The organism is Undibacterium sp. SXout7W, from assembly GCF_049339385.1.
GTDB lineage: Bacteria > Pseudomonadota > Gammaproteobacteria > Burkholderiales > Burkholderiaceae_D > Undibacterium.
Genome location: NZ_JBMPPF010000111.1, coordinates 1 through 341, shown reverse-complemented (window position 1 = coordinate 341; position 341 = coordinate 1). Strand labels below are relative to the sequence as shown.

The following is a 341-nucleotide window of genomic DNA, read 5'->3' as shown; positions in this document are numbered from 1 at the left end:
ACTCCACCCGCTTTTGGTCCTGATCCTTGGTGTAGTAGAGCTCCCTCCTCCTCTCCTCAAGGTCCTCACAGAAGTCCACATGCAGATTCATGTAACCTTGCATGGCTTTAGACCATAGCTCTAGGGTTGGTGGTAGGCCCCCATCAGGATCACAAATGGTGAAGGCTCTAACAGTCATGTCCACCTCAGGGTGCCTGGGGACCACAAACAAGGGCATGGGGGTTACAGGTTTCACGTACGATTTGGATTCCTTAGTTCTCAGGGCTTCAAGGAGGCTCACGTAGCGTGGATCCTCTGAAGAAGCTAGAATCTTAGCATTCCTGTTGGTTATTTCTCGGGTG

The 341-nt window shown here is 51.3% G+C and carries 1 protein-coding gene; it reads right to left on the bottom strand.

Translation table 11 applies throughout. The annotated features are described in order from the left end of the window. Positions 1 to 341 (bottom strand): hypothetical protein (locus ACO0LB_RS20710; protein ID WP_423052603.1); only part of this gene is annotated, 341 nt, incomplete at both ends.